Raw genomic sequence first — 23,142 nt, 5'->3', positions numbered from 1 at the left:
CCCCTCCTGCGTCTGCGGGTCGGGCCGGAGCCGGCGGGATCAGGGCAGCCGGAGCCGGGGCGGCCGGGTCAGGACGGGCCGGGGCCGCGGCGGGTCGGGCGGACCCAGGTCCACACGCACCAGGCGAGCCAGGCCAGGGAGACGGCCACGGCCAGCGGGCGCAGCCGCAGGGCGTTGAGGACGATCACCAGCGCGAGGACGGCCAGCCACGGGCCGAAGCCCCTCACCGGTGCCCGCCCGACCGACGGTGGTGTAGCGCACACGGGCCGGAAGTCCCTGGTGCGGGGGTGTCCGCGGGGCGGAGGGTGGGGCTGCGGGGCGCGTCGTCCACGGGGCGTCCTGTCCTGGGGGTATGCCGCATCCTGCCACGTCGGGCGGCGGGTCGGCACCCCCTGGCGACGGGTCCGGCCGACCCTTCCGACCAGGGTGAAGCTGTCAGGAACGACTTGACGGAAGCCCCGATCAGGAGGAAGGTATGGCTGCCCTAAGTTGCCTGAGGCAAGCCTTACCACGACACGGAGCACCGATGTTCGCCACGTACCTGATCGGCCTGCGGGAGGGCCTGGAGGCGACGCTCGTCGTCAGCATCCTGGTGGCCTTCCTGGTCAAGTCGCAGCGCCGGGACCGGCTGCCGCAGGTGTGGGCCGGCGTCGGGCTCGCCGTGGCGCTCTCGGTCCTGTTCGGCTGGCTGATCGAGTACACCTCGACCTCGCTGCTGGCCCGCTCCGAGGACCGGGAGCTGTTCGAGGCCGTCACCTCCGTCGCCGCCGTGGTCTTCGTGACCTGGATGATCTTCTGGATGCGTCGGGCCGCCCGGACCATCGCCGGTGAGCTGCGCGGCAAGCTGAGCGAGGCACTCGCGGTCGGTTCGCTCGCGGTGGCCGGGATGGCCTTCCTCGCGGTGGTCCGGGAGGGCCTGGAGACCGCGCTGATCTTCTACTCGGCGGCGCAGAGCGCGACCGGCGGCACCGGCTCCGGGCCGCTGCTGGCCCTGATCGGCGGCATCGCCACCGCCGTCGGGATCGGCTTCCTGCTCTACCGCAGCGCCGTGCGGATCAACCTGTCCACGTTCTTCACCTGGACGGGCGCGCTGCTGATCCTGGTCGCCGCCGGCATCCTCAAGTACGGGGTGCACGACTTCCAGGAGGCCGGGGTGCTGCCCGGCCTGAACGACCTGGCCTTCGACATCACCGGCGTGCTCGATCCGAACACCTGGTACGCCGCCCTGCTGGCCGGGATGTTCAACGTCACCGCCGCGCCGAGCGTGCTGGAGATGCTCGCCTGGGTCGCGTACGCCGTACCGGTGCTGGTGCTGTTCCTGCGCCGACCGGCCGCCCCGGCGAAGCCTGCCCCGGCCCCCACCGCGGCCGACGGCCCCACGACCACCGCCGCTGACCCCAAGGCCGCCGGCACCGACGGCACCACGTCCACCGCCGTCGACGGCCCGAAGGCCACCGCCGTCGACGGCGACGCCACCGCCGCGCAGGACGGCCCCGCCACCGCGCAGCCGGCCGGGTCGCGGCGCGCCTGATCCACCGCCCTCTGCAAGGAGACAAGCAACGATGCGTACCACCCGTTTCCTGGTGCTCGCCGCCGTCGGCGCACTCGCCGTCACCGGTGTCACCGCCTGCGGTGGCAAGGACGACCAGCGGGACGCCGGCGCCGGCAACACGGTCAAGGTGAAGGCCACCGACAGCGTGTGCGAGGTCGACGTCACCGAACTGGACGCCGGCCAGGCCACCTTCACCGTGACCAACTCCGGCAGCAAGGTCAACGAGTTCTACGTCTACGCCGCCGGTGACCGGGTGATGGGCGAGGTGGAGAACATCGCCCCGGGGCTGAGCCGGGAACTGCGGGTGGAGCTGCCGGCGGGGACGTACGAGACGGCCTGCAAGCCCGGGATGAGCGGCCGGGGCATCCGGGGCGCGCTGAAGGTCAGCGGCACCGCCGCGACCGTGGCCCCGGACGCCGCGCTGACCGAGGCCACCGCCAGCTACCAGCGGTACGTGACCAGCCAGACCGCCGCCCTGCTGACCAAGACCGAGGAGTTCGTCACCGCCGTCAAGGCCGGCGACGTGCCGAAGGCCAAGGCCCTGTACCCGGTGGCCCGCACCTACTGGGAGCGGATCGAGCCGGTCGCGGAGAGCTTCGGCGACCTCGACCCGAAGATCGACGGTCGGGAGGAGGTCATCGAGGAGGGCATGGAGTTCACCGGCTTCCACCGGATCGAGAAGGACCTCTGGACCACCGGGGACATCAGTAAGGACGGCCCGATCGCCGACCGGCTGCTGGCCGACGTCAAGGAGATCGTGACCCGGGCCAACGCCGAGAAGCTCACCCCGCTCCAGCTCGCCAACGGTGCCAAGGCCCTGCTCGACGAGGTGGCCAGCGGCAAGATCACCGGCGAGGAGGAGCGGTACTCGCACACCGACCTCTGGGACTTCAACGCCAACCTGGAGGGCTCCAAGGCCGCCGTCGCCGCACTGCGGCCGGCGCTGGAGCAGCGCGCCCCCGAGCTGGTCGCCCAGCTCGACAAGGAGTTCGCCAACGTGGAGGCGGCGCTCGGCAAGCACCGCGACGGCGACGGCTGGAAGCTGCACAACCAGCTGAGCAAGACCGACCTCAAGGAGCTGTCGGACAGCATCAACGCCCTCGCCGAGCCGGTCAGCAAGGTCGCCGCCGCCGTCGCCCGGTGACGACGGGTCAGCACGGCCGTCGTACGGCGGCCGGTCCCTCCCAGGAGAGTCGATGAGCGAGCAGAGCAGCACCGCCGGCCGGGGACGCCGCCGGCTGTCCCGGCGGCGGGCGATCACCCTCGCCGGGGTCGGGGTCGCCGGGGTGGCCGGGGTGGCCGCCGGAGCGGGCGCGCTGACCCGCGACGGCGACCGGGCCGCCGCGTACGACGGGGCCGCCGGTGCGGTGCCGTTCCACGGTGAACACCAGGCCGGGATCACCACCCCGGCGCAGGACCGGCTGCACTTCGTCGCCTTCGACGTGATCACCAAGGACCGGGACCGGCTGGTCGCGATGCTCCAGGAGTGGACGGCAGCCGCCGCCCGGATGACCGGCGGAAAGGACGCCGGGGTGATCGGTGCCGTCGGCGGCATGCCGGAGGCCCCGCCGGACGACACCGGCGAGGCGCTGGGCCTGCCCCCGTCGCAGCTCACCCTGACCGTCGGCTTCGGCGCGACGCTGTTCCGCGACGCGCAGGGCCGGGACCGGTTCGGCATCGCCGGCCGCCGCCCCGCCGCGCTGGCCGACCTGCCGCACTTCGCCGGGGACGCCCTGCGCCCGGAGATCTCCGGCGGCGACCTGTGCGTGCAGGCGTGCGCCAACGACCCGCAGGTGGCCGTGCACGCCATCCGTAACCTGGCCCGGATCGGGATGGGCGTGGTCAGCGTCCGCTGGTCGCAGCTCGGCTTCGGGCGTACCTCGTCGACGTCGCGGGACCAGGCGACCCCGCGTAACCTCTTCGGCTTCAAGGACGGCACCGCCAACCTCAAGGCCGAGGACGCCGGCCTGCTGCGCGAGCAGCTCTGGGCCCAGCCCGACGACGGCGCGGACTGGATGACCGGCGGGTCCTACCTGGTCACCCGCAAGATCCGGATGCAGATCGAGACCTGGGACCGCAGCTCGCTGGTTGAGCAGGAGCAGATCGTCGGCCGGACCAAGGGCAGCGGCGCGCCGCTGGGCCGCCGCGACGAGTTCGACGAGCCGGACTTCGCCGCGAAGGGCGACGACGGCCAGCCGGTGATCGCCGTGGACTCGCACGTGCGCCTCGCCCACCCCACGCAGAACGACGGTGCCCGGCTGCTGCGCCGGGGCTACAACTACGTCGACGGGTCGGACGGGCTGGGCCGGCTCGACGCCGGGCTGTTCTTCATGGCCTACCAGCGGGACCCGCGCCGGCAGTTCGTGCCGATCCAGACCCGGCTGGCCCGCAACGACGCGATGAACGAGTACCTGCGGCACGTCTCCAGCGGGCTGTTCGCCTGCCCGCCCGGGGTCCGCGACGCCGCCGACTGGTGGGGCCGCACCCTGTTCGGCTGAGCGGCGTACCGGTCAGGCCGGGTGGTCCGGCGACGCCGACCGGGGCACCGGCACGGCCGGTCGTACCCCGGCCGGGGCCGGTGGGTCGGCGGCGGCCGGCGCGACGACGGCGGGGGTGGCCGGGTCGGGCCAGAGGGCGGCGGTGAGCGCCCGCTGGTGGCGCAGCCGCAGCGAGCCGCGCCTGTTGCGTTCGGCCAGCACCGCCGCCAACAGCAACGGCTCCGGCACGCCGGGCGGCGGCGTCGGTGCGGTCACCGCCGCCACCTCGCGCCACAACTCCCGGGCCAGCCGGCTGCGGTACGGCTCGACGATCTGCTGCCCCCGGGTCAGGTACTGCCGTACCGCCAGGGCCAGCGCGTCGTCCAGCCGGGTCAGGTCCAGGGTGGTGGCCCAGCCGACCAGCGGCGCGACGATCGCCGGGGCCGGCCGCCAGGGGTGCGTGGTGCGGGTGTGCACGACCATCGTGCCGGCCACCAGGTCACCCAGCCGTCGGCCACGCGGGTCGGTCAGCATCACCGTCGCCCCGGCCACCCAGCTCAGCAGCGGCAGCACCAGCCCAGGCCACTCCACGGCCGCGCCGACCAGCGCCCGGGTCAGCGACTGACGCCACTGCACCGGGCCGCCGTCGGCGCTGACCACCCGCAGCCCCACGGCGAGCTTGCCGGGCGTCCGGCCGTGGTTGAGGCGCTCCCACAGCACCGGGTAGCCGACCACCACCAGCACCAGGCCGAGGGTCTCCAACGCGCCGGTGAGGGCCCGGTCCACCACCTGGTCGGGGAGCACGATCAGCACCAGCGGGGTCAACGTCAGGGCCAGCAACGCCGCGCAGAACAATTGACCGACGATGTCGATCAGCAGCGCCAGCACCCGGGAGCCGAGCCGTGCCGCCCGGACGTCCAGCGCGACGGCCTCGCCGCTGACCAGACCCGCGTCCGCCCAGTGCCCCGCCGGGTCGACGCCGGTCGGGACGGTGCCGGCCGGCACCGGTGGTTGCGCGCTCACCCGGACAGTGAACACTATGGTCGCGGGACGGGGGAGGACCAGTGGATCTCGACGCGTACGTCGCCGAGCACGGCCACGAGTGGCGACGGCTGGAGCTGCTCTGCGACCGTCGCCGTCTCGACGTCGACGAGATCGACGAGATGATCGTCCTCTACCAGCGCACCGCCACCCACCTGTCGGCGCTGCGCAGCCGGGCACCCGACCCGGCCCTGGCCAGCCGACTCTCCCAGCTCGTGCTGCGGGCACGGGCCCGGATCACCGGCCGGCAGCGGGCCTCCTGGTCGGCCCTCGGGCGGTTCCTCACCGTCGGGTTCCCCGCCGCGGTCTACCGGGCCTGGCCGTGGTGGTGCGCGGTGGCGACCGGGTTCAGCCTGCTCAGCGGCTTCCTCATCTGGTACGTCGCCGGCAACCCGGGCACCGCCGCCGCGTTCATCGGCCCGGACGCCGCCGCCGACCTCGTCGACTCCGGCTTCGCCGGCTACTACACCGAGTTCTCCGCCCCGACCTTCGCCTTCCACCTGTGGACCCACAACGCCTGGATCGCCGCCCAGTGCCTCGCCGCCGGGGTGCTCGTCGTGCCGGTGCTCTACCTGCTGTGGCAGAACGCGCTGAACATCGGGGTGGTGGGCGGCGTGATGGTCTCCTACGGCCGCTCCGACGTCTTCTTCGGACTGATCACCCCGCACGGGCTGCTGGAGCTGACCGGGGTCTTCGTCGCCGCCGGGGTCGGGCTGCGTACCGCCTGGGCGTGGATCTCGCCGCCGGAGCACCTGGGCCGGGGCCGGTCGGTCGCCGAGGCGGGCCGGTCGGCGATCCTGGTGGCGGTGGGCCTGGTCGGGCTGTTCGCGGTCTCCGCGCTACTGGAGGCGTTCGTCACCCCGGCGCCGGTGCCGGTGGCGCTGCGGGTCGGCGTCGGCGCGGCCGTCTGGCTGGGCTTCTTCGCCTACGTGGTGCTGCTCGGCCGGCGGGCGGTCGCCGCCGAACGGGCCCCTGCCGAACGGGTCGACCCGTGGCTGGCCGAACTCTGGCCCAGCACCGACCCGGCCCGCGCCTGGCATCCCACCTCCCGGCCACCCCGCTGACCTGGCAGGGTCAGAGCTGACCGAGGGCCTTGAGCCGGAGGTAGGTGTCGGCCAGGGCCGGGGCGAGCCGGTCCGCCGGGGCGTCCACCACGGTCACGCCGTACCGGCCGAGGGCGGCGCGCACCCGGTCCCGCTCGGCGAGCGCCCGCCAGCCGGCCGCGGCGGCGTAGGCGTCCTCGGGGCGTACCGGCGGGCCGGTGGTCAACGCGGTGAGCACCGGGTCGTGCACGGCCGCCACCACCACCCGGTGCCGGGCGGCGAGCCGGGGCAGCACCGGCAGCAGCCCCTCGGCGAGCGCGCCCGGCTCCAGCGCGGTCAGCAGCACCACCAGGCTGCGCCGCCGGTGCCGCCGCAGGATCTCCGCGACGATCAGGTCGAAGTCGGTCTCCACCAGCGCCGGGTGCACCGGCGCGAGCGCGTCGACCAGCCGGTGCAGCAGGTCCCGCCGTCCGGTGCCGGTGACGGTGGCCCGGATCGTGGCGTCGGCGGCCAGCAGGTCGACCCGGTCGCCGGCCCGGGCGGCCAGCGCGGTCAGCAGCAACGCCGCGTCGATGGCGGCGTCCAGCCGGGGTACGTCGCCGACCCGCACCGCCGAGGTGCGGCCGGTGTCCAGCACGCACACCAACCGCCTGTCGCGCTCCGGCCGCCAGGTGCGGACCAGCACGTCGGAGCGGCGGGCGCTGGCCCGCCAGTCGATGGAGCGCACGTCGTCGCCGACCACGTACTCGCGCAGGGTGTCGAACTCGGTGCCCTGGCCGCGGCCCCGGGTGACCTGGGTGCCGTCGATGACCCGCAGCCGGGACAGCTTCTCCGGCAGGTGCCGCCGGGAGTCGAACCGGGGCAGCACGCGCAGCGTCCAGCCGGGGGTGGCGGGCCGCCCGGCCCGCTGCCGGAACGCCAACCCGAGCGGCCCGAGCGAACGCACCGTCACCGTCACCGCCGGCCGGTCGCCGCGCCGGGTGGGGGTGAGCCGGTTGGGCAGCACCAGCACCCCGCCCGGTCCGACCCGGGACACCCGGGCCGGTGGTACGTCCGGACGGGCCCCCGCCGACGGCACCCACCCGTCGAGCACCTGGGCGCGCAGCGTACGGCCGGAGGTGTTGGCCAGGCGCAGCGTGACGGTCGCCCGGTGGCCGATCCGGACGGCCCGGTCGCCCTCCCGGTCGAGGGTGAGCCCGTGCAGCGGGGCGGCGAGCGCCAGGTCCACGGCGGTGAGCAGCAGCACGACGGCGGTCATCACGGCGACGGCGGGCACCGGATCCGGCCAGAACGGCAGGGTGGGCACGCCCGCCAGCAGCAGGACGGCCGCCCGCCAGGTCATCGCGGGGTCGGCACGGTGGCCAGCACCGTGTCCAGCACGGCGTCGACCCCGACCCCCTCCAGCTCCACCTCGGGGCGCAGCCGCAGCCGGTGCCGCAGCGTCGGCCGGGCGGTGGCCTTCACGTCGTCGGGGGTGACGTGGTCGCGGCCGGCCAGCCAGGCCCACGCCTTCGCCGTGCTGAGCAGCCCGGTGGACCCGCGGGGTGAGGCGCCCAGCTCCAGCGCCGGGGTGACCCGGGTGGCCCGGCACAGGTCCACGATGTAGGCGAGCACCGGCTCGGCCACGTGCACCCGACCGACGGCCTCCCGGGCGGCGGCGAGGTCGGCGGCGTCGGCCACCGGGCGTACGCCGGCCGCGCCGAGGTCACGTGGGTCGAACCCGGCGTGGTGGGCGCGCAGCACCCCCAGTTCCTCGTCCCGGTTGGGCAGCGGCACGGTCAGCTTGAGCAGGAACCGGTCGAGCTGCGCCTCGGGCAACGGGTAGGTGCCCTCGTACTCGACGGGGTTCTGGGTGGCGGCCACGATGAACGGGTCCGGCAGCGGCCGGCGGGCGCCCTCGACCGACACCTGGCGCTCCTCCATCACCTCCAGCAGCGCCGACTGGGTCTTCGGCGGCGTCCGGTTGATCTCGTCGGCGAGCAGCAGGTTGGTGAAGACCGGCCCCTCCCGGAAGGTGAACGCGGCGGTACGCGGGTCGAAGATCAACGAACCGGTGACGTCACCGGGCATCAGGTCGGGGGTGAACTGGACCCGCTTGGAGTCCAGGTCCAGTGCGGTGGCGACGGTACGGATGAGCAGCGTCTTCGCCACCCCGGGCACCCCCTCCAGCAGGACGTGGCCCCGGCAGAGCAGCGCGATCACCAGGCCGGTGACCACCGAGTCCTGACCGACGACCGCCTTGGCCACCTCGGTGCGCAGCCGGTGCAGGGCGGCCCGGGCGTCGTCCGGGCCGGCCGTGGGCTCGGCGGTGGTGGCGGGTCGGGTCACCGGGGGTCTCCTTCGGTCGGACGGCCGGGCGCTGCCGCCACGGTACGGGTCAGCCGGTCCAGCGACCGGGCCAGCTCCAGCAGTTCGGTGTCGGTCTGCGGGGCCGCGCCGAAGAGCAGCTCGTGGATCTGCTCCGGGCTGCCGCCGGCCGGCCCGGCCACCCGGGCCGCCACCTCCGCCGGCCCGAGCGTCGCGGGCAGGTCGAGCCGGCCGCGCAGCCGCCCCAACGCGGCGGTACGCAGGGTCGCGGCGGCCGGGCCCCGGGCGCGGGCCCGCTGGTAGAGCCGGGCCCGACCGAGCACGGTCTCGGCGGAGCGGACCTCGACGGGCAGCGGCTCGGTCACCGGCGGGCCGAGCCGGCGGGCCCGCCACAGCACGATCAGCAGGGCGACCAGGGCGAGCTGGAGCAGCAGCGCCCAGAACCAGGGCGGGAAGGCGTCCAGCAGCGGATGGTCGTCAGGTGGTGGGGGACCGGCCGCGTCGGGGGCGTCACCCGAACCGTCGCCGTCACCGGTGGCGGTGCCGGGGCCTCCCGGGCCGGCCTCGCCGCTGCCGTCGCCGTCGTATCCCGTGGACCCGCCGGGGGTGGGTGACCAGGCGGGCTCGCCGGTGCCGCCGGGCCGGCCGAACGTCGGCGCCGGTGCCGGGCCGTCCAGGTCCAACCAGACCACCCGCCCGTGGACGCCGAGCAGGCCGGTGGCGAGCGCTTCGTTGCCGTGCTCGGCGATCCGGTCGTTGCGGAACGGGTCGCTGGCGCCGATCACCACCACCTCGGCCCGGCCGGGCAGCCGGACCAGGCCGTCGGCGTAGCAACGGTCGAGGGCGGCCGCCGTGCCGGGCGTGGCGGCGTACCGCTGGAGTCCGGCGGCGGCGACCCCGGCCCGGGTCGCCTCGGGCACCGCGCAGGGCCGGCCGCCGGCCTCCGGGGAGACCGCCCGGGTGGCCCAGCGGCGGTCGGTCGGCACCAGCGGCAGGCCGGCGGATTCGAGCACCCGGCGGGACGGGTCGACGAGGACGAGCCGTCGGCCGGCCGGCAGCTCGCCCAGCGCGCCGAGGGTGTCCGGGTGCAGCAGCTCCGCCGCCGGGACGAAGAGGGTGGCCGGGCCACGGTCGAGGCCGAGCAGGGCCGGTAGCAGGTCGGTCTCCCGGGCGACGGTGACCCCCCGGGCGCGTAGCGCGTCGGCGAGGCGGCTGCCCCCGTCGTCGTCGGTGGCGACCGGGGAGAGGAAGCCGGGCTCGCCCGGGTCGGGCTGGTCCAGCTCGTGGGCGGCGATCGTGCCGGCGAGCAGGGCGGCGGCCAGCGCCAACGGCACGAGCACCCGGTGCCGGCGGCGGCGTCGCCGCACGGGCGCGGCCGGTGGCGGGCCGCCCGCAGCCGGCGGGGCCGGCGGTGGACCGCCGACCGTGGCGGTGGCGGGGCCGGTCACCAGGTGCCCCCGTCCGGTGGTGGGGCGGACAGCGCCCGGTCCAGGTCGTCGGCGAGTTCCCGCATCCGCCGGTCGTGGTCGGCGGCGGCGGGGCGCTGGGCGTACCACAGCTCGGCGAAGATGGCCCCGGCGGCGCGCAGCGGCGGGTCGACCGGGGGCCGGGCGCGGGCCGCCGCGTCGGTCAGTTCGGTGACGGTCATCCCGGCCCGGGGGGCCACCGCGCCGACCGCGATCAGCCGGCGGACCATGGCCCGCAGCCGCTCGCGGACGGCTTCGGCGTACCGGCCCTCGGCCGCCAGCCGGTCGGCCAGGGAGCGCGCGGTGTCGGCCGGGAGGTCGTCGTCGGCGGTACGGGGGCGGGGCAGCGCCACCGCGCCCGGCCCGTCGGCCGTCCGGCGTCGCCGCCGGGGCAGCCGCCACCGGGGCATCCTCAGGCGGGGCAGCCGCAGCCGGGGTAGCCGGCGGGGCACCCAGGCCGGGAAGTGGTACCAGGCGAGCGCCACCGCCCCGGCCAGCAGCACCACCAGCAGCGCCGCCAGCGGCAGCGGCAGCACGTCGCCGAGCGCGGCGACGGCCTCCGTCCACCACCGGCTCACCTGCCGACCGCCGGCAGGTGAGCCGCGACGAGCCCCGCGGGGGTACGGGCGAGCTGGATGTCCAGCCCTTCGGTGCGCATCCGGACGTCCAGGTGGATCACCGCGTCCAGGCAGGCCAGGGCGGGGTAGGCGACGCTGTTCACCGCGCCGAAGGCGAGCATGGTGGCGGCGACCCGTACGCCCGGGTCGCCCAGGTCGACCAGGTGCAGCGACTCGACGCCGAAGAAGAGACCGAGGGCCAGCCCGACCCGCAGCACCCACCAGCCGAGGTAGCCCAGCAGCCGGACGGCGGCGGCCCGGCCCCGCACCGCGACGCGGGCCGCCCGGGGCACCGCCGACACCCCGGGCACCCGGTCCAGCACCACCGCCGCGGCGACCGAGCCGAGCAGCCCGTAGCCGACCAGCCAGGCCGGGCCGAGCAGCGCCGCGATCAGCATCAGCAGGCCCACCGCCGGGGCGAGCAGCAGGGTGACGCCCCAGCGGGCGCCGGCCGGGCGGAGCAGTTCCGCCATCGTGGCCCGGCGGCCGAGCAGCGCCGCGCCGCCCGCCCGCGCTGCCGGGTTGCCGAGCAGCAGGACGATCACCGCCTCGGCGGCGGCGCCCACGGCGAGCAGTTGCCACCACAGCGGGAACACCCCGCTGTCGCTCCACCAGACCGGGGGCAGCGCGTCGGCGAGCCGGCGCAGCGGATACAGCAGCAGTTGTTCACCGGCGGCGAGCAGGACGCCCAGCGGGACCAGCACCCGGCCCTGGTCGCGCAGCAGCAGGACGGCGGAGTCGAGCAGTTCGCCGACGGTGAGCGGACGCCGGGGAAGCACGGCGGTCGGGCCGACGTCGGGCACGCGTACTCCTGCGGATGGTGGCTGGCGGGCGGCGACCTGCCCGGGGATCATGGTGACACGGGACGACCGGCCGGGCGGACCCACCGTGCGGCTCACGCGATGCGGTCATCGGGGGAGATATCGCGCGTGGGACGTGCGGAGGCACCTCGTCCGGCAGTACCGTGCCATCCAGACGCCGATCCCACCAACTGAACGGGGATGGAAACATAAACCCCATGAGAGCCCGGGTACTGGTGGTCGACGACGACCCCGCGCTCGCCGAGATGCTCGGCATCGTCCTGCGCAGCGAGGGTTTCCTGCCCTCCTTCGTCGCCGACGGGGAACGGGCGTTGGCCGCGTTCCGGGACAGTCGCCCCGATATCGTGTTGCTCGACCTGATGCTGCCTGGAATGAGCGGTATCGACGTGGCACGGGCGATCCGTGGCGAATCGGGCGTGCCGATCGTCATGCTGACCGCCAAGAGCGACACCGTCGACGTGGTGCTCGGCCTGGAGTCCGGTGCCGACGACTACGTGGTCAAGCCGTTCAAGCCCAAGGAGTTGGTGGCCCGGATGCGGGCCCGGCTGCGTCGGGGCGAGGACGTCGCACCGGAGATGCTGACCATCGGCCCGCCCGGCAACCAGATCACCATCGACGTGCCGGCGCACACCGTCAGCCGCGACGGCGAGGAGGTGAAGCTGACGCCGCTGGAGTTCGACCTGCTGGTCGCGCTCGCCCGCAAGCCGCGTCAGGTCTTCACCCGGGAGGTCCTGTTGGAGCAGGTCTGGGGCTACCGGCACGCGGCGGACACCCGGCTGGTCAACGTGCACGTGCAGCGGCTACGCGCCAAGATCGAGCCGGATCCGGAGCGGCCGGAAATCATCCTGACCGTGCGGGGCGTGGGCTACAAGGCGGGTACCGGATAGCCTGGGTTGCACCGTGACCAGTGCACCCGCCCCCACCCCCGAGCACACCGCCGGCTGGCGTCCCGCCGCGCGGGCCCTGCGGCGCGGGCTGGTGGGCCGCGCGCTGCGGGTGACCGCCGGCCTGCGTCAGACCTGGCGACGGTCGTTGCAGGTCCGGGTGGTGACCATCACGCTGGTGGTGTCCAGCCTGCTGGTCGGCGGCTTCGCCTACCTCATCGCCGACAAGATCACCAGCATCCTGCTCGACAACGCCGAGACCGACGTTCTGCTGCGGCTGCGCAACGGCAGCGACTACTCGGCCAAGCAGTTCTTCCTCTACAGCCAGCCGCAGGAGGCGCAGCTCCAGGACACCATCGAGGGCACGGTCAACTACCTGGCCGGGGGTGACCCGCAGCAGACCAGCGGGGTGGTGGTCGCCATCACCGCCGACAACTACGCCGGCATCATCGAGACCCGCACCTCGCCGGCGATGGACGTGCGCCCGCTGGTCAGCCGGGAGCTGCGGGCCGCCGTCGCCGACGGCAAGGTGGCCCACCAGATCCGCACCGGACGACTCGCCGGCGAACGGACGAAGTACCTGGTCTACGGCTCCCCGGTGCCGACCCGCTTCGGCCAGCTGGAGCTGTACTATCTCGTCCCGCTCAACCGGCAGGACGCCACCGCCGCCGACGCGCGGGCCACCGTGCTGGCCACCGGGGTGGCCCTGGTACTGCTGCTGGGCCTGCTCGCCGCCCTGGTCACCCGGTTGGTGGTGACCCCGGTCCGGGTCGCCGCGCGCACCGCCCAACGGCTCTCCGCCGGCCTGCTCGACCAGCGGATGGTCGTCGACGGCGAGGACGACCTCGCCCTGCTCGCCGCCTCGTTCAACCAGATGGCGACCAACCTGCAACGGCAGATCCTCCGCCTGGAGGAGATGTCCCGCCTGCAACGCCGGTTCACCTCCGACGTCTCGCACGAGCTGCGGACCCCGCTGACCACCGTCCGGATGGCCGCCGACCTGATCTTCGCCGAGCGTGACGAGTTCGACCCGGCGGTGGCCCGCAGCGCCGAGCTGCTCCAGGCGGAGCTGGACCGGTTCGAGGAGCTGCTCACCGACCTGCTGGAGATCAGCCGCTTCGACGCCGGCTTCGCGATGCTCGACTCCGAGCCGACCGACCTGGTGCCGGTGGTGCACCGGGTCGCCGACCGCCTCGCCGGGCTGGCCGAACGGGTCGGCGTAACCATCGAGCTGGCCGTGCCGACCACCCCGGTCATCGCCGAGGTGGACCCGCGCCGGGTCGAGCGGGTGCTGCGCAACCTGGTCGGCAACGCCGTGGAGCACGGCGAGGCGAAGCCGGTGGTGATCACCCTCGGCGTCGACCAGACCGCCGTCGCGGTCACCGTCCGCGACCACGGCGTCGGGCTGAAGCCGGGCGAGGAGAAGCTGGTCTTCAACCGGTTCTGGCGGGCCGACCCGTCCCGGGCCCGGCAGACCGGCGGCACGGGGCTGGGCCTGTCGATCAGCCTGGAGGACGCCCGGCTGCACGGCGGCTGGCTGGAGGCGTGGGGCGCTCCCGGGCAGGGCGCCCAGTTCCGGCTCACCCTGCCGGTCCGCTCCGGGGACCGGCTCACCACCTCACCGCTGCGGCTGGTGCCCGCCGACGCCACCCTGCCGTTCGGTGGCCCCCGCGACGGCGACCTGCTGGCCATCGGACCGGCCGGCGGGGGTGTGCTGGCCATCGGCCCCGGGTCCGCCACCGGTGCCGACGAGCGGGCGGAGGCCCGGTCGTGAACCGGCCCCGGGCCCTGGCCGGGCTGCTCTGCGCCGCACTGCTGGCCGCCGTCGCCGGCTGTGGCATCCCCGACCGCACCGACGTGCAGGTCGACGGCTCCGGGCCGGCCGCGTCGGCGGGCTCGTCCAGCTTCGCTCGCGGCGAACCCCCCACCCGGACGGCCAGCGGCGCCGACCGGGAAGCGTTCGTCCGCAACTTCCTGGCCGCCGCGGCCGGCGAGCCCGAGCGGGCGTACGCCCGGGTCAAGCAGTTCATCGCCCGGGAGGACCGCAACCGGCTCGCCGAGAAGCAGGGCAGCGAGGTCGCGATCAACGTGGTCCGGCTGATCGAGAATCCGGTGATCACCGAGAACGCCAGTGGCCTGCTCACCGTCCGGGTGCCGGTGCAGCAGGTGGGGGTGCTGCGGGCCAACGGGGTGCTCGGCCCGCCGGTGGTGACCGACACCGAGTACCAGTTCTCGCTGCGCGGCTCCGCCGAGCCGGGCCAGGAGGGCACCGAGGCCGGCGGCTACTACGTCACCGATCCGCCCTCCGTGCTGCTGCTCGACACGCTGTCCCTGCGGGACTACTACCAGACCCGGACGGTCTACTTCTGGAACTCCGACGCCACCCGGCTGGTCGCCGACCAGCGCTACCTGCCGCTGGCCGTGCCGGCCGAGCGGCTGGTCAGCGAGGCGGTCAAGTGGCTGATCGCCGGACCGTCGGAGTGGCTGCGGCAGGGGGTGAGCGGCCTGCCGGACCGCACCGCCCTGATCAACAACGCCGTCAAGACCGACGGCCGGTGGGAGGTCAACCTCGACCTGCCCGGCGACGACCGGCGCAAGCTGGAGAAGCTCGGCATCCAGTTGGCCTGGTCGCTGTCCGACCTGGACGGGCCGCTCCAGCTCACCACCCGCAACCAGTCCCGGGTGACCATCGACGACCTCGCCGCGCACCGCCTGGCCAACGCGGTCTACCCGCTCACGCAGGGGCCGCAGCGGTTCACCGTCTACGCCGGGGCGATCCACCCGCTCGCCTTCGAGGCCGAGGCGATCGGCACCGTGCCGATCCGCACCGAGGACAACCACGACGTCGTCTCGGCCGCCGTGCGGCGGACCGCCGAGAAGACCCTCGCGGCTCTGGTCACCACCGCCGGTGGCGGCCGGCAGCGGCTGGTCACCGGGTCGGGGGTGGCACCGGTGCAGGTGATGACCCCGGGGGCGCAGACCTTCGCGGCGATCGGCCGGCCGGTCTGGCTGCGTCCGCTCGGTGCGGCCCAGCCGTACGGGCTGGTGGTGGCCGACGGGCGGCTCTACCGGTTCGACGACCGGGCCCGGATGGTGCCGGTGCCGGTGGGCGTGGCGGGTCCGGTCAGCGCGGTGGCCGCCTCGCTGGACGGACACCGGATCGCGCTGATCGTCGGTGGGCGGCTCTGTCTCAGCACGGCCAGCCTCGACGGCGGGGTGGTCTCGCTCGGCCCGGTACGCCATGTCGCCACCACGCTGACCGACCTGTCGGCGGTGGACTGGGCGCAGGAGAACGCGCTGGCCGTGGCCGGTTCCACCAACCGTTCCGCCGTGTACGAGGTGGGCGTGGACGGGGTGCAGCAGACTCCGCTGGTCACCGACGTGGGCGCCCGGGTGACCCACCTGGCGGTGTACCCGGGCAACCCGACGTACGTGCTGCCGACGGTGATGATGATGTACGAGGCCAACGGGGTCTCCTACCGCTTCCGGGCGTCGTCGGCGGAGACTATCCGGGGCGAGCAGGTGCTCGACGTGCCGCCTCCGCCCGCCGGTGGCCGGGCGGGCAGCCCGACCGCGCCGTTCTTCCTGTTCTGAGCACGCCGTGCCGGACGTGGGCGGGCTCTGGGCCGATCTGACCGATCTGGTCTTCCCGACCGGGTGCGCGGGGTGCGGCCGGCGGGACGCGCGCCTGCGGCAGGGCTGCTGCCCGCAGTGCGTACGCGGGCTCGCCGCGCTGCGCCCGGTGCCGGCGCGCCCCACCTCGGCCCCGCCCGACCTGCCCCCGTGCCACGCCCTCGGCCCGTACGCGGGGCCGCTGCGGGAGGCGCTGCTGGCGTACAAGGAACGGGGTCGGCACGGGCTGGCCCGGCCGTTGGGCGGGTTGCTGGCGGAGGTGGTGGCGGCCTCGGTGGGCGAGGCCCGGCCGGTGCTGCTGGTGCCGGTGCCGGACCGGGCGGCGGCAGCCCGGGAGCGCTACGGCGACCACCTGACCCGGTTGGCCCGGCACGCGGCGATCCGGTTGCGGCGGGCCGGCTGGGACGTGCGGACGGCGGTGCCGGTGCGGGCGTTGCCCCGGCCGGATTCGGTGGAGCTGGACCGGGCGGGGCGGGCCGCGGCGGCCCAGTCGGCGTTCCGGCTGCGGCCCGGTTGGGCCGGGCGGGGCTCCGGTGGCCGGGCGGTAGTGGTGCTGGACGACATCCTGACCACCGGGGCGACCCTGGCGGCGGTGAGTCGGACTTTGCGTGCGGCGGGAATGACGCCATACGGCGCGGCCGTGCTGGGTGCAACGCAAAAACGGCGGTGATGGTGACGCTTCGTGTTTCCGTTTCACCCCATGGTGTTGGTTGCTGTTAATTCTCTGAGGGTTTCCCGCAACCGGGGGTGACTGTCGCCCGTACAGGAGTTAGCGTTTTCGTGTCGGGGGTAGGAAGTTTTCCCACCAGCCCCCGACGGTGGAAGGAGGCGTAGCCGTACCTGACCGGTCGACGCTCCCAGGGGCCCTCCCGAGGTCGCGCGGCCGGATTCGAAAGATCAGCCGGCCATCCGGAAAAGGGAGGTCACGTGGACATCGTGGTCAAGGGTCGAAACGTCGAAGTGCCGGACCATTACCGGGTACACGTAGCGGAGAAACTCGCAAAAATCGAACGCTACGATCACAAGCTCATCCGGGTCGATGTGGAGCTGTTCCACGAACGCAATCCCCGGCAGTCCGACACCTGCCAGCGAGTGGAGATCACCTGCGTCTCCCGGGGTCCGGTGATCCGGGCCGAGGCCTGCACGAACGACTTCTACAGCGCACTGGACGCCGCGATCGCCAAGCTGGACACCCGACTGCGCCGGGCGGCCGACCGTCGCCGCGTACACCGGGGGCGGCACGCGCCGATCTCGGTCGCCGCCGCCACCGCCGGTCTGCCGGTGGCCGGCCTGGACGACGCGAACGTGTCCGCCGGTGGCACGGCCACCGCCGTCGAGGAGCGCCCGGAGGAGCACGACGACCAGCCCTGGCACATCGCGCGGGCGAAGGTGCACCCCGCCGACCCGATGACCGTCGATGACGCCCTGTTCCAGATGGAACTCGTCGGCCACGACTTCTACCTGTTCCACGACAAGGAGTCCGGCCGCCCCAGCGTCGTCTACCGTCGCCACGCCTACGACTACGGCATCATCTCCCTCGACACCTGACCCACCCGCCCCGCTCTCCCCGCCCACCCGGCGGTGTCGATCAAGAGGTTCGCGTCACCTTCGAAGATCCATCTGACGCGAACCTCTTGATCACCGCGGTGGGAGGGGGTGGGGATCGGTAGCCAGGAAGGACCAGAGGACGGTGTCGGGGCGGGGGGTGTCCGGCGTCGGGGCGGGGAGGCGGGCGCGCATCACGCCCTCCCGGTGGAAGCCCGCCCGGTCCAGCACCCGCTGGGAGGCGGTGTTCCAGGTGGCCGCGCCGGCCCAGAGGCGGGCCAGTCCCACCGGGCCGCACGCCCAGCCGGCCAGCAGCCGGACCGCCCGGGTGGCCAGCCCCCGCCCCCGCGCCCCGGGCAGCAGGCTGTAGCCGATCATCGCCTGGCCGGTGGCCGGCTCGTCGTAGATCAGCGCGCAACCACCGACCATCGTGCCGGTCACCGCGTCGCACACCGCGAGGTCGGCCGCCCGGCCGGTCAGCCATTCGCTCTCCGCGACCGCGCAGCGCCGGTCGATGTCCGCCCTGGTCGGTGCAACCGGACGGACCCGGGTCGCCACCACCTCGGGGCGGGTGTGCAACCGGTGCAGCACCTCGGCGTCGGCAGGTGTGAGCCGGCGTAGGGTCACCACCGTGTCGGTGAGCCGCCCGTCGGGCAGGTCCGGCAGCAGGCGCGGGACCGGGCCGGGCGGGTCGTCGGCGAGGCGTACCCAGGCGAGCAGGTCGTACCGGTCGCCGTCGCGGCCCGCGCCGGCTGCCCGGCGTACCCCTTCGGGGTGGAAACCGGCGGCCAGCGCGATCCGCTGGCTGGCCGGGTTCTCGGCCCTGATCAGCAGCTCCAGCCGGGCCAGGCCGGCCTGGAACGCGGCCGTCGCCAGGGCCCGGGTGGTGGCGGTGGCGATCCCGCGCCGCCGGGCCCGCGGTGCCACCCAGTAGCCCAGCTCCGCCTGCCCCCGACCCGGTGCCACCTGACTGAGCCCGGCCCCGCCGACCAGCCGGTCGGTTCCGGCATCGACGATCGCGTACGCGGCGCCGCCGCCGCGCCACGCCGCCGGGGCGCCCTCGGAGATCCACCAGTGCGCGTCGGCGACCGTGTAGGGATGCGGCATCCCCACCGGCTTGAACCGCAGGTTCACCGGATCGTCGCGGCCGGCGGCGAGGTCCTCGGCGTCGTCCGGCCGCAACGGCCGCAGCCGCACCGGTCCGGCCTCGATGACCTCCGGCGTCACGCCAGGTCCTCGGCGAGCAGCGCGCCGACCCAGGCATCGACCCGCTCACCCCGGTGCGACACGCCGCCCCGCAGCGTGCCCTCGACGGTGAAGCCGGCCTTCTCGGCGGCCCGGCGCGAGGCGGTGTTGCCGACGTGGGCCTTCCACTCGACCCGGACCAGGCCGAGGCCGGTGACGCCCCAGGCGGCGAGCGCGCCCAGCGCGGCCGGCATCCAGCCCCGGCCCCGGGCGTGCGGCGCGGTCATGAAGCCGACCTCGGCCCGCAGCGGGTCGACGGGGTTCAACCGCAGGTCGACGGTGCCGGCGAAGGCGTCGTCCGGGTCGGCGAGCACGAAACACGCGCTGCTGCCCCGCGCCCAGGCCAGCCCGCCGTAGGTCAGGTAGCCCTCGGCGTCGGTGTGCTGGTAGGGGTGCGGCACGCTGGTCCACCGGACGGTGTCCGGGTCCTGGCAGGTGGCGACCACCCCGTCCAGGTCGCGTTCCTCCATCGGTCGCAACCGCAGCTCGGTGTCCCCGGCGGTGGCGAACAGGACGGGCTGCGGCCGGCCGAACACGGTGGCCCGCCGGGCGTCCAGGGTGCCCGGCCCGGCCGGACCGTCCGCGCCAGCCGCCGGCACCTCGCCGGGCAGCAGCGAGCCGACCCAGCCCTCGACCCGGCCGTTCCCGGCGGGCCGGGCGAGCCGCAGCTCACCGGAGATCTGGAAGCCGGCCCGCAGGGCGACCAGCCGGGAGGCGTGGTTGCCCACCTCGGCCTGCCAGATCAGCCGACGCAGCACCAGGGCGTCGAAGGCCCAGCGGGCGACCGCCCGGGTGGCCCGCACGGTGACCCCCCGGCCCCGGGCCCAGGGGGCGGTCCAGTAGCCGATCTCGCCGGTCTCGACCTCCCGGTCGATCGCGACCAGGCCGCAGGAGCCGAGCAGTTCGCCGGTGGCGGCGTCGCAGACCGCGAACGGCGCACCGCTGCCGTCGGCCCAGGCACGGGCGCTCATCCCGGTGACGAACCCGTGGGCGTGTTCAGGCCGGTACGGACGCGGTACGGTGGTCCAGCGCTGGATGTCCGGGTCCTGGCAAGCCCGGTGCACGTCGTCCGCGTCCGAGGCGAGCCACGGACGCAGCAGCAGGCCGTCCTCGATGATCTCCACAGGCTCCATGCGGGTCATCGTGCCGGATCGTTCGCGGTGGGCGTAACCGGATAACCACCGGGCGGCGGGTTGAGCCGAGCGTTATGTCGGTTTGGTCGGGTCGGACCGCCGCCACCAGTGACCATTGCGCCGACTGAGCGCCTACGATGGTTCGAGACTGTCTAGGGGAGCGTTGATCCGTGTCGATTCTGGAAAGGGTCCTCCGCGCGGGCGAGGGCCGTATGGTGCGCCGGCTGAAGGCCATCGCCGCCGCCGTCAACTCGATCGAGGACGACTACGTCAACCTCACCGACGACGAGCTGAGATCACTGACCGACCAGTACCGGGAGCGGCTCGCCGATGGTGAGACCCTCGACGACCTGCTGCCCGAGGCGTTCGCCACGGTGCGCGAGGCGGCCGCCCGGGTGCTCGGCCAGCGGCCGTACGACGTCCAGGTGATGGGTGGCGCGGCGCTGCACTTCGGCAACATCGCCGAGATGAAGACCGGTGAGGGCAAGACGCTGACCTCGGTCATGGCGGTCTACCTCAACGCGCTCTCCGGCAAGGGCGTGCACGTGGTCACCGTCAACGACTACCTGGCCCAGCGCGACGCCGCCTGGATGGGTCAGGTGCACGAGTTCCTCGGCCTGACCGTCGGCGTGGTGCTGCCCAACCGGCCGGCCGCCGAGCACAAGGCCGCCTACGAGTGCGACATCACCTACGGCACCAACAACGAGTTCGGCTTCGACTACCTGCGCGACAACATGGCCTGGTCCCACGAGGAACTTGTCCAGCGCGGGCACAACTTCGCCGTGGTCGACGAGGTCGACTCGATCCTGATCGACGAGGCCCGGACCCCGCTGATCATCTCCGGCCCGGCCGAGCACTCCGCCCGCTGGTACGGCGAGTTCGCCGGGGTGGTGGCCCGCCTCCAGGCCGGCAAGGACGGCGAGGGCGACTACGAGGTCGACTACGCCAAGCGCACCATCGCGGTCACCGAGCGCGGCGTGGCCAAGGTCGAGGACCGGCTCGGCATCGACAACCTCTACGAATCGGTGAACACCCCGCTGGTCGGCTACCTCAACAACGCGATCAAGGCCAAGGAGCTCTACAAGCGCGACAAGGACTACATCGTCAGCGACGGCGAGGTCCTGATCGTCGACGAGTTCACCGGGCGCATCCTGCACGGCCGCCGCTACAACGAGGGCATGCACCAGGCGATCGAGGCCAAGGAGGGGGTGGAGATCAAGCAGGAGAACCAGACCCTGGCCACCATCACCCTCCAGAACTACTTCCGCCTCTACGAGAAGCTCTCCGGCATGACCGGTACCGCCCAGACCGAGGCGGGCGAGTTCAACAAGGTCTACAAGGTCGGCGTGGTGACCATCCCGACGCACCGGCCGATGGTCCGGATGGACAAGGCCGACGTCATCTACAAGACCGAGAAGGCCAAGTTCAACGCGGTCATCGAGGACATCGCCGAGCGGCACCAGGCCGGCCAGCCGGTGCTCGTGGGCACCGTCTCGGTGGAGAACTCCGAGATCCTGTCCACGCTGCTGCGCCGCCGGGGCATCCCGCACTCCGTGCTGAACGCGAAGTTCCACGCCCGCGAGGCCGAGATCGTCGCCCAGGCCGGCCGCAAGGGCGCGGTCACCGTCGCCACCAACATGGCCGGCCGGGGCACCGACATCCTGCTCGGCGGCAACGCCGAGTTCCTCGCCGCCAGCGAGCTGCGCCAGCGCGGCCTCGACCCGGTCGAGCAGGAGGAGGAGTACGCCAAGGCGATGGAGGAGGTCCTGCCCACCTGGAAGCAGGCGTGCGAGACCGAAGCCGAGGAGGTGGCCGCCGCCGGTGGCCTCTACGTGCTCGGCACCGAGCGGCACGAGTCCCGCCGGATCGACAACCAGCTACGCGGCCGGGCCGGCCGGCAGGGTGACCCGGGCGAGTCCCGGTTCTACCTGTCGCTCCAGGACGAGCTGATGAAGCGGTTCCGGGCCGGTGCGGTCGAGGCGGTGATGGAGCGGTTCAACATCCCGGAGGACGTGCCCATCGAGTCGAAGATGGTCACCCGGCAGATCAAGAACGCCCAGGCCCAGATCGAGGGCCAGAACGCCGAGATCCGTAAGAACGTCCTCAAGTACGACGAGGTGCTCAACAAGCAGCGCCAGGTGATCTACGCCGAGCGGCTGCGGGTGCTCAACGGCGAGGACCTCTCCGACCAGGTCCGCAACATGATCGACGACACCGTCGGCGCGTACGTGGTGGGCGCCACCAGCGACGGTTACGCCGAGGACTGGGATCTCGAGCAGCTCTGGGCCAGCCTCAAGCAGCTCTACCCGGTGGGCGTCACCATCGAGGAGCTGGAGGAGGAGGTCGGCTCCCGGGCGGGCCTCGACCAGGACTTCCTGCTGGCCCGCCTCCGCGAGGACGCGAACGCCGCGTACGACCGGCGGGAGGAGAACCTCGGCGAGGAGGCCACCCGCCAGTTGGAGCGGATGGTGCTGCTCCAGGTCATCGACCGCAAGTGGCGCGAGCACCTCTATGAGATGGACTACCTCCAGGAGGGCATCAGCCTGCGGGCGTACGCCCAGCGCGACCCGGTCATCGAGTACCAGCGCGAGGGCTTCGACATGTTCGCCACGATGATGGAGGGCATCAAGGAGGAGACGGTCGGCTTCCTCTACAACCTGGAGGTGCAGGTCCAGGAGCCGGAGCCGGAGGCCGAGGAGGTCCAGCTGCTGGAGAAGCCGGTCGAGATCCGGGCCAAGGGTCTGAACCGGGCGCCGCAGCAGCAGGGGCTGCAATACTCCGCCCCCACGATCGACGGTGAGGCGGGCGCGGGTGCGGTGGCCGTGGAGCGGCCCGAGCCCGAGCCGTCCGCCCCGGCGCTCGGCATCGGGGGTGGGCAGCCGCAGGCTCCGTCGCAGGCCCGTCCGGCCGCCGGTGGGTCCCGTCGGCCGGCTGCCGCCGGGGCGAGCGGTCAGGCCGCCGCGGCCAGCAGCGCCCGGCGGAACACCGGCCCGGTCGACCGGGCCGCCGAGGGTGGCCCGTCCCGCAACGCCCCCTGCCCCTGCGGCTCCGGCCGCAAGTACAAGCGCTGCCACGGCGCCCCCAACGGCGGCGCCTGACCCACCACCCCAGCCTGATCCGGGAACGCCCTCCCGCTCTGTCGAGCGGGAGGGCGTTCCCGTTCCCGTCCCCGCCTTTGCGCCCCTGCCTTTGTGCGGTGATCAAGAGGACCCCGCCTTTGCCCGGTGATCAAGAGGTTTGCGTCAGCTTCGAAGAGGCGGGTTCGACCGGTCTGTGCAAGTGATCGTTGATCACGGTATGGATCGGTCGAAGGAGTGGGGATGGCGCGGGCGCATGTGTTGACAGCGGGTCATCGGCAGGTGATTGAGCATCTGTGGG

The 23,142-nt window shown here is 73.9% G+C and carries 19 protein-coding genes; 10 read left to right on the top strand and 9 right to left on the bottom strand.

Annotated features, from left to right (window positions below):
• Nucleotides 1-68: 68 nt before the first annotated feature.
• On the bottom strand, nt 69-227 hold the full coding sequence (locus JQX11_RS29670) for a hypothetical protein (RefSeq protein ID WP_204928231.1): 159 nt from the start codon (nt 225-227) through the stop codon (nt 69-71).
• A 299-nt stretch (nt 228-526) separates the two neighbouring features.
• On the opposite strand from JQX11_RS29670, the gene efeU reads away from it, so the two are divergent.
• The 3 genes from efeU to efeB are packed head-to-tail and all read left to right on the top strand — an operon-like array spanning nt 527 to nt 4,050.
• Nucleotides 527-1,531 carry an iron uptake transporter permease EfeU gene (gene efeU, locus JQX11_RS29665; protein WP_307826424.1) on the top strand — a complete coding sequence of 335 codons (1,005 nt, stop codon included), beginning with the start codon at nt 527-529 and terminating at the stop codon, nt 1,529-1,531.
• Nucleotides 1,532-1,562: 31 nt separating this feature from the next.
• The gene (gene efeO, locus JQX11_RS29660) at nt 1,563-2,696 is read left to right on the top strand and encodes an iron uptake system protein EfeO (protein ID WP_204928230.1); all 1,134 of its coding nucleotides are present in this window, start codon (nt 1,563-1,565) and stop codon (nt 2,694-2,696) included.
• A gap of 52 nt (nt 2,697-2,748) precedes the next feature.
• Entirely contained in the window at nt 2,749-4,050 is a 1,302-nt protein-coding gene (gene efeB, locus JQX11_RS29655) for an iron uptake transporter deferrochelatase/peroxidase subunit (RefSeq protein ID WP_204928229.1), read from the top strand.
• A 12-nt stretch (nt 4,051-4,062) separates the two neighbouring features.
• Here efeB and JQX11_RS29650 read toward each other — a convergent pair whose 3' ends face one another.
• Nucleotides 4,063-5,052: an RDD family protein gene (locus JQX11_RS29650; protein ID WP_307826423.1), complete on the bottom strand. Its 990-nt coding sequence runs from the start codon at nt 5,050-5,052 to the stop codon at nt 4,063-4,065.
• 41 nt (nt 5,053-5,093) lie between these two features.
• Here JQX11_RS29650 and JQX11_RS29645 point away from each other — a divergent pair, with 41 nt between their 5' ends.
• Nucleotides 5,094-6,134: a stage II sporulation protein M gene (locus JQX11_RS29645; RefSeq protein WP_204928228.1), complete on the top strand. Its 1,041-nt coding sequence runs from the start codon at nt 5,094-5,096 to the stop codon at nt 6,132-6,134.
• A gap of 10 nt (nt 6,135-6,144) precedes the next feature.
• Here JQX11_RS29645 and JQX11_RS29640 read toward each other — a convergent pair whose 3' ends face one another.
• The 5 genes from JQX11_RS29640 to JQX11_RS29620 are packed head-to-tail and all read right to left on the bottom strand — an operon-like array spanning nt 6,145 to nt 11,306.
• Nucleotides 6,145-7,455, bottom strand: a complete 1,311-nt coding sequence (locus tag JQX11_RS29640; RefSeq protein ID WP_204928227.1) for a DUF58 domain-containing protein — start codon at nt 7,453-7,455, stop codon at nt 6,145-6,147.
• Complete coding sequence (locus tag JQX11_RS29635) at nt 7,452-8,441, bottom strand: AAA family ATPase (RefSeq protein ID WP_204928226.1); 990 nt, start codon at nt 8,439-8,441, stop codon at nt 7,452-7,454. Before JQX11_RS29635 ends, JQX11_RS29640 begins: the two co-directional genes overlap by 4 nt.
• The gene (locus JQX11_RS29630; protein ID WP_232378852.1) at nt 8,438-9,868 is read right to left on the bottom strand and encodes a DUF4350 domain-containing protein; all 1,431 of its coding nucleotides are present in this window, start codon (nt 9,866-9,868) and stop codon (nt 8,438-8,440) included. The genes JQX11_RS29635 and JQX11_RS29630 overlap by 4 nt, the downstream gene beginning before the upstream one ends.
• Nucleotides 9,865-10,464, bottom strand: coding sequence for a DUF4129 domain-containing protein (locus tag JQX11_RS29625; protein ID WP_204928225.1), 600 nt, complete (start codon nt 10,462-10,464; stop codon nt 9,865-9,867). The genes JQX11_RS29630 and JQX11_RS29625 overlap by 4 nt, the downstream gene beginning before the upstream one ends.
• Nucleotides 10,461-11,306 carry a hypothetical protein gene (locus tag JQX11_RS29620; RefSeq protein ID WP_204928224.1) on the bottom strand — a complete coding sequence of 282 codons (846 nt, stop codon included), beginning with the start codon at nt 11,304-11,306 and terminating at the stop codon, nt 10,461-10,463. The genes JQX11_RS29625 and JQX11_RS29620 overlap by 4 nt, the downstream gene beginning before the upstream one ends.
• 215 nt (nt 11,307-11,521) lie before the next feature.
• On the opposite strand from JQX11_RS29620, the gene mtrA reads away from it, so the two are divergent.
• The 5 genes from mtrA (at nt 11,522) to hpf (ending at nt 17,389) form a co-directional block, all read left to right on the top strand.
• On the top strand, nt 11,522-12,211 hold the full coding sequence (mtrA, locus tag JQX11_RS29615) for an MtrAB system response regulator MtrA (protein WP_067306208.1): 690 nt from the start codon (nt 11,522-11,524) through the stop codon (nt 12,209-12,211).
• 76 nt (nt 12,212-12,287) lie between these two features.
• On the top strand, nt 12,288-13,982 hold the full coding sequence (mtrB, locus tag JQX11_RS29610; protein ID WP_372444655.1) for an MtrAB system histidine kinase MtrB: 1,695 nt from the start codon (nt 12,288-12,290) through the stop codon (nt 13,980-13,982).
• Nucleotides 13,979-15,802, top strand: coding sequence for an LpqB family beta-propeller domain-containing protein (locus JQX11_RS29605; protein ID WP_204928223.1), 1,824 nt, complete (start codon nt 13,979-13,981; stop codon nt 15,800-15,802). Before mtrB ends, JQX11_RS29605 begins: the two co-directional genes overlap by 4 nt.
• Before the next feature lie 7 nt (nt 15,803-15,809).
• Nucleotides 15,810-16,511, top strand: a complete 702-nt coding sequence (locus JQX11_RS29600; RefSeq protein ID WP_204928222.1) for a ComF family protein — start codon at nt 15,810-15,812, stop codon at nt 16,509-16,511.
• 257 nt (nt 16,512-16,768) lie between these two features.
• Complete coding sequence (gene hpf / locus JQX11_RS29595) at nt 16,769-17,389, top strand: ribosome hibernation-promoting factor, HPF/YfiA family (protein WP_204928221.1); 621 nt, start codon at nt 16,769-16,771, stop codon at nt 17,387-17,389.
• A gap of 90 nt (nt 17,390-17,479) precedes the next feature.
• On the opposite strand, the gene JQX11_RS29590 is transcribed toward hpf, so the two are convergent.
• Together JQX11_RS29590 and JQX11_RS29585 are read right to left on the bottom strand one after the other, a co-directional pair.
• Nucleotides 17,480-18,613 carry a GNAT family N-acetyltransferase gene (locus JQX11_RS29590; RefSeq protein WP_204928220.1) on the bottom strand — a complete coding sequence of 378 codons (1,134 nt, stop codon included), beginning with the start codon at nt 18,611-18,613 and terminating at the stop codon, nt 17,480-17,482.
• The gene (locus JQX11_RS29585) at nt 18,610-19,764 is read right to left on the bottom strand and encodes a GNAT family N-acetyltransferase (RefSeq protein WP_204928219.1); all 1,155 of its coding nucleotides are present in this window, start codon (nt 19,762-19,764) and stop codon (nt 18,610-18,612) included. Before JQX11_RS29585 ends, JQX11_RS29590 begins: the two co-directional genes overlap by 4 nt.
• A gap of 170 nt (nt 19,765-19,934) precedes the next feature.
• Here JQX11_RS29585 and secA point away from each other — a divergent pair, with 170 nt between their 5' ends.
• Complete coding sequence (gene secA, locus JQX11_RS29580; RefSeq protein WP_204928218.1) at nt 19,935-22,862, top strand: preprotein translocase subunit SecA; 2,928 nt, start codon at nt 19,935-19,937, stop codon at nt 22,860-22,862.
• Nucleotides 22,863-23,142 lie beyond the last annotated feature (280 nt).

It is taken from the genome of Micromonospora humida, assembly GCF_016901255.1.
GTDB lineage: Bacteria > Actinomycetota > Actinomycetes > Mycobacteriales > Micromonosporaceae > Micromonospora > Micromonospora wenchangensis.
This window is presented reverse-complemented; position numbering and strand designations above follow the sequence as displayed.